The sequence below is a fragment of the Caballeronia sp. SEWSISQ10-4 2 genome (genome assembly GCF_030464885.1).
Classification (GTDB): Bacteria; Pseudomonadota; Gammaproteobacteria; order Burkholderiales; family Burkholderiaceae; genus Caballeronia.
The window spans coordinates 116,350-122,349 of the sequence record NZ_JALPRJ010000022.1; the positions used below are offsets into that span (position 1 = coordinate 116,350).

4 protein-coding genes are annotated in these 6,000 nt (G+C 57.1%); 3 read left to right on the forward strand and 1 reads right to left on the reverse strand.

What is annotated here, in order from left to right:
- The first annotated feature begins 157 nt into the window (after positions 1–157).
- From M0D69_RS17085 to M0D69_RS17095, 3 genes are all read left to right on the forward strand, one after another.
- The gene (locus M0D69_RS17085; protein WP_301783144.1) at positions 158–760 is read left to right on the forward strand and encodes a GNAT family N-acetyltransferase; all 603 of its coding nucleotides are present in this window, start codon (positions 158–160) and stop codon (positions 758–760) included.
- Between the two features lie 1,472 nt (positions 761–2,232).
- Positions 2,233–2,556 carry a hypothetical protein gene (locus M0D69_RS17090; RefSeq protein ID WP_301783136.1) on the forward strand — a complete coding sequence of 108 codons (324 nt, stop codon included), beginning with the start codon at positions 2,233–2,235 and terminating at the stop codon, positions 2,554–2,556.
- Positions 2,528–4,252: a hypothetical protein gene (locus M0D69_RS17095; RefSeq protein WP_301783137.1), complete on the forward strand. Its 1,725-nt coding sequence runs from the start codon at positions 2,528–2,530 to the stop codon at positions 4,250–4,252. Before M0D69_RS17090 ends, M0D69_RS17095 begins: the two co-directional genes overlap by 29 nt.
- Before the next feature lie 117 nt (positions 4,253–4,369).
- Here the strand turns inward: M0D69_RS17095 and ald are convergent, their stop codons facing one another.
- Positions 4,370–5,485 carry an alanine dehydrogenase gene (gene ald, locus M0D69_RS17100; protein ID WP_301783138.1) on the reverse strand — a complete coding sequence of 372 codons (1,116 nt, stop codon included), beginning with the start codon at positions 5,483–5,485 and terminating at the stop codon, positions 4,370–4,372.
- Positions 5,486–6,000 lie beyond the last annotated feature (515 nt).

Sequence of the window (6,000 nt, forward strand, 5' to 3'; positions counted from 1 at the left end):
TCGGTAACGAGCACGGCGTTCGTTAATCGGTATGCTCGCCCGAGCGGAGGACGCGGCGCGCGGCCACCCTCAAGGCTGCAGGTTGGCTCTAAACAGGGAAGGTCTATTGTCTGGCGTTGAATTAAGATTGAGGCCCTTACGAGCAAACTTGCAGCCAATGATCCCCGACGCTTCCAGTTTTATCCAACCAACGCTAACAGGTTCCACTATCGAACTTCGCCCCCTGGACCAAGCTCATCAAGAGGCTCTGGTCGAGGCTGCGGCAGACGGTGAATTGTGGAATATGAAGGTGACGGTCGTGCCCGACCCCGAGACGGTCGGGCAGTACATTGCTACTGCGCTGGCAGGACAGCAGGCCGGAACAGTGATGCCGTTCGTTGTTGTCAAGCGTGAGACTGGGCAGATTGTTGGCAGCACCCGGTTCTGGAAAATTGATCGCGCTAATAGAAAGCTTGAAATCGGTCACTCGTGGCTCAGCGCCGCGGTGCAACGGTCGGGTGTCAATACTGAGGCGAAGTACCTTCTTTTGACTTACGCGTTCGAATCCATGAACGCCGTACGCGTTCAATTCACCACAGACGAACTAAACGAAAAGTCGAGAGCGGCGATCTTGCGCATTGGCGCGAAGCAGGAGGGAATCGTCCGGCACGAGCGCATCATGCCCGACGGCCGCAAGCGCAATTCGGTCCGGTTCAGCATCATCGATTCCGAGTGGCCAGAGATAAAGACATTGCTGCAGCAGAAGATGAGAGCACGATAAGCCGGCCGGCAAACGACCGCTTGCGCAACGCAGCAAAACGCCTTTTGTTTCATTTTAAAGTCTTCTTCCAATAATAGTTATTTGAAAGAAAATAGTAAGAATTCTCTCGTACACAGATTAAGTGACCGCATTAATCAGTTCTAAAAAATTAGTCAGACAAAATAAGTCGGTTATATTTACCAATAATATTAACAAAAGGTAACATCATACAATTCCGATTGGTTAAGCAATGAATTATTCGTTTTCGCGCGGCAATTGGAGGCAGAAATTCCGAATATTGACGTCTTCTGGGATAAGAAGCTTTCGTCACATATCGTGTGAGGAACTATTACTTATTTCTAAGTCTTTTCCAACGTTACATGAATGAAACGTTTTTTTGCGAATATAATTCGTCCATCAAAGCACTCTGTAACTAATACCAGTCCGTCGCGAGACTTCTTCTGCATCGGGAACATTTGCGGAACGTGAAATGGACCATTGGTTCGAGGCGGTTGTTCTGCGCGAACACTTCGCTGGCTGTTATGGCGACGCAGCATTGAGGCAGCCTGCTTTGCGTAATCGGCCGAGGCTCGGATAAGTATCAAGGTTGCCTTGATCGACCAGGGCTCTGCCTGCTTTTGTGTACATGAAAGTGATTTACTTATCATATAAATAGGTGTGCAAACTACTGGCATGAAATGAACGATCGCTGCATTCCTGGCAATGCGGCGCGCGGCCGTTGACAACCGTCCCGTGAAGGTTTCATGAAACCTCTGGGCGTCGGGTGATCGCGCTTGCGGCCCGGCTGTAGTCGTGCGCGTGACAGCAGGACGTTTTCGCCTGGCCGGATTTCGAGCAAGCGTCTCAGCGCGGTAAGTCCCATGGATTTGTCTTCGTGACCGCAGCACGTCAGGCGGTATGAATTCGACGTTAATTAGGATGACAGATTATATGAAGAGTTGTTTCCTGTAATTTAGCCGGTTCTCCATACACGAGAGTCTTGGCTATCTGGGAACCCGCGGAGTCAAAGGCACGTTCGGCATTTGCATGTCGAAGGGCGCCGTTCCTGCAGCACGATAGCAATCAGCACCATCCCCGGGTCAAATCTCTCTGCTCTACAAAAAGCGCGAACTCGGGACGACTTCGGTCGATCTTGATGATCCTCGGGGAAAACACTTGTATCAGCACACACGGACGATGATGAAACATTTAAGACTACTTCCGATTTCGGTTGCAACGATGCTCGCTGTCTTCGGCGTCGGTAATGCCCAGGCGCAAAGCAGCACTATCACTGTCAGCGGCGTGAAATACACGTTCTGTGGGAGTGAGAACGACAACTGTACGTTTTCCGGCAAGGGATCCGTGGTGTTCGGCTCGGTTCCCCCCAACTCGCCGACCACCATGCTGACGAGCCCGCGCAGCTTCACGAACGGGGTCGGCTGTTATGTAGGCGCTGTCTCGCAGACCGATCCGGCATTCGGTTACGGAAAATCGTGCTGGGTCAGCCTGGCATCCACCACCAAGCCGGTGACGACGACACCGACCACAACGACACCGACCACAACGACGCCGACCACAACGACGCCGACCACGACGACGCCGACCACGACGACGCCGACCACGACGACGCCGACCACGACGACACCGACCACGACGACACCGACCACGACGACGCCGACCACGACGACGCCGACCACAACGACACCGACCACAACGACGCCGACAGCGGGCACCTCGGCCATCTCATGCGGCTCGCCGACACAAGCGTCAGGCGGCACGGCCAATGGATTGATCAGCGCCGACACGCTGACAACTGACGGGACTCGCATTTTTGCGAATAACACACCGTTCAAGGTAGCAGTCACGACCAACGCGCCGGGCGCAGACACTGTCATCTGGTCGGTTGCCGACGCGAACGGAGCGATAAAGACGCAGGGCAGCTTCGCCGTGAAGTCCGGTGTGCAGACCAGCACGATGTCGTGCACGTCGACATGGTCCGGCTACGGCGCAATCACTGCCACGTTGCAATCCAATGGCGGCACGTTGCCGAACATGGGCACGCGCCCAATGGGCATTGCAACGTTCGGCGTGTTGCCCAACCTTTCATCTGCGCTCGGCACGGTGACGTATGCGCACGAGGACCAGCATCGGTTCGGGATGCAGGGTTTCAACGGCAACATCGCCGCGTTGCACGCTCTGGGGATTTCCTGGACTATCGACGACCGCGAAGTGTCGGCCATGGAGCCGAATGGCCCCAACACCTATACACCGAGCGTGAGCGACCTGGACCCGTTCTACAAGAGCAATCCTGACCAGATGCGCATTGTGCGTCTTGACGGACTGCCGGCATGGGATTCGAAGACGGGTCAGTTCAACGACAGCTTCTATGCGCCGTCGAACATGAGTGAATTCCAGAACTTCATGGGTAGGGTCGGTACCGACACGAGCCTGATCCGTGCCGCCAATTATCCGAACCAGCAAAACAACTACTACCAGGTGACCTGGGAGCCAAGCAACGGATGGGCGGACAGCGCGGCGAATTTCGTCGCAATGTACAAGGCCGCTTATCAGGGCTTGCATTCGACCGATCCGAACGCCATCGTGATGGGCCCTGCCAATCCCTTCCCGGCCAATTGCACCACTGCTTGCTCGACGGGTTACCTGCAGACCTACGGCGCGCTCGGTTTGTGGAACTACATCGACGCGGTAGCGACGCACGGTTACTGGAATGCCGGTACTTATCCGGCCCATCCGCCTGAATTGCAGGACTCGGACCCAGACCCGGCGAACCAGGCCAACGCGCTCGACAACCAGTTGATTCAGTTGCGTGCCATGATGCAAGCTGGCAAGCCGAACATGAAGCTGTTCGCTACTGAGGCGGGTACCAGCTACGATCCGGGCGTCAACTACGGACCTACGTCGCCGTCGCAGAATCAGTTGTTTGCTCAAGCTGCCGTCGGCGTGCGCTCCCACATCATCATGATCGGTGGCGGTGCGCAGGTGACCACGCTCTTCTACGGTTCTGACTATCCCGGCGAGACTGGCTACGGCACGTTCTTCGACCTGAACGATGCTCAGGGTGCGTTCGGTGCATCGAACCTGTCACCGAAGCCTGAAGCACTCGCGTTTGCCACGATGACACGGGCGCTTGACGGCACCAATACGCTTGGCCGCGTAACGGGTACCCCCGCCGGAACATTCGCCTATGCGTTCCAGCAACTCGGTAACGGCAAGGTGGTGACGGCCGCGTGGACACACAGCAATGCGCAGTGGCCGGCATCGGGCGGGCTCTATAGCCAGACCTACTCGACCAGCTACTCGCTTCAGGTGGACACTGCCGGCGCATCGGGCAACGTGACGAAGATCGACGGTTACGGCAACGTCAGCACGCTTCCCTATACCAACGGGAAAGTAACGCTGACACTCACCGAGGTGCCGCAATACATCGTCTCGAGCAACGCGACGGTCGCCAAGGCCAACGCAACGGTGCCGGTCGGGTACACGGGTCAGTAACACTCTGGCTGCTTGACGCGCTGCTGATGGAAGCGGCGCGTCAACAAGACAACGAATGCCTCGCGGTCAAACGCGAGGCATTCGTTTATGTATTGCGTACGTTATATGTTGCCTCCACTATGCAAGCACGCTTTCGGCCGGCACGTAGTTATGACCGAGGGCACGCGCGACCGCCTTGTAAGTGACCTGTCCCTCGCACACGTTCAAGCCGGCCCGCAGATGGGGATCCTGGGACAGCGCACGTCGCCAGCCTTTATCCGCAATCGCCAAGGCATGACCGATAGTCGCGTTCGTGAGTGCGAACGTCGATGTTCGCGCAACCGCACCCGGCATGTTGGCAACGCAATAATGCACGACATTGTCCACGACGAAAGTCGGATCCGTATGTGTTGTGGGCCGCGACGTCGCGAAGCAGCCGCCCTGATCGATCGCGACATCGACAACAACGGCGCCCGGCTTCATGTGCGAAATCATGTCGCGGGTAACGAGCTTCGGCGCGGCGGCACCGGGGATGAGCACACCGCCAATTAGAAGATCGGCAGCGAGCGCCGAGTCTTCGATCGTCTGTACGTTCGAGCATAGCGTGGTGACGCGGTTGCCATAGACCAGATCCAGTGCGCGCAGACGCTCGAGGTTCTTGTCGATGATCGTGACACGCGCCCCCATGCCCACTGCTATTTGTAGCGCGTTCGTCCCGACTACGCCGGCCCCGATGATCACCACGTGTGCCGGCGCCACACCGGGAACACCGCCGAGCAGCAAGGCCATTCCTCCCTTCGATTTTTCCAGATGCGCCGCGCCGGCCTGGATCGACATGCGGCCCGCGACTTCGCTCATCGGCGCAAGCAAGGGCAAGCCACCGCCCGGGCCGGTGATCGTTTCATAAGCAATGCAGACCGCCTTGGAGTCGATCAAGGCTCGCGTCTGCGCCGGGTCCGGCGCCAAATGCAGGTACGTGTAGAGGATCTGGCCCGCGCGCAACATCGCGCATTCGGCGGGCTGCGGTTCCTTGACCTTGATGATCATCTCGGCGCCCGCAAAGACCTCTTGCGGCGTGTCGACCACAGTGGCGCCCGCAGCCTTGTAGGCATCGTCCGACAAACCGATCTCCGCGCCCGCCGCTGTCTGGACAATAACCTCATGCCCGTGAGACACCAGTTCGCGAACGCCCGCAGGCGTCAGCCCGACCCGATATTCGTGGTTCTTGATTTCTTTTGGCAGACCGATACGCATGATGGAACTCTCCTCGTGAAATGACCGCTTGCCAGCGTCCCCTGCCATCGATCGCCAAGCGAACTCTCACACCGGGACCTGCAGCGATAACCCGCCGCAGGAGATTGCGTGGGTTGTGTCGAGCTTTATGTCTTGCCGATGGCTGTGCGTAGCTCATTGTCTTCATCCGGAATCGCGGGCAGTGGATACATCGAGTGCTACTGCCGATTCAAGATACCGTCCAGTGTGATCGCAAACCGATGTCCTGGGACGATGAAAAAGACCGGGGTTTTCCATGAGATGAACGATGGCGTTTGTATATTGCAAAAGCATAGCTAACCATTGGCCGTGAGGCCTTCTCGCCCAAGGTTTTTGCTCGCGCCGGTGGACGGGTTTTTGGGGGGCTGCCGGGGTGGGTGGTGGTGGGTTGGTGCTTTCGGCCTTAGTGGTCTGCGTGAGTTAGCCGTATTTTTTATCACTGTTAGCCACTGTGCGTGGCGGCACGTCATTTCCAAAGCGACAAAGAAACGAAGCAA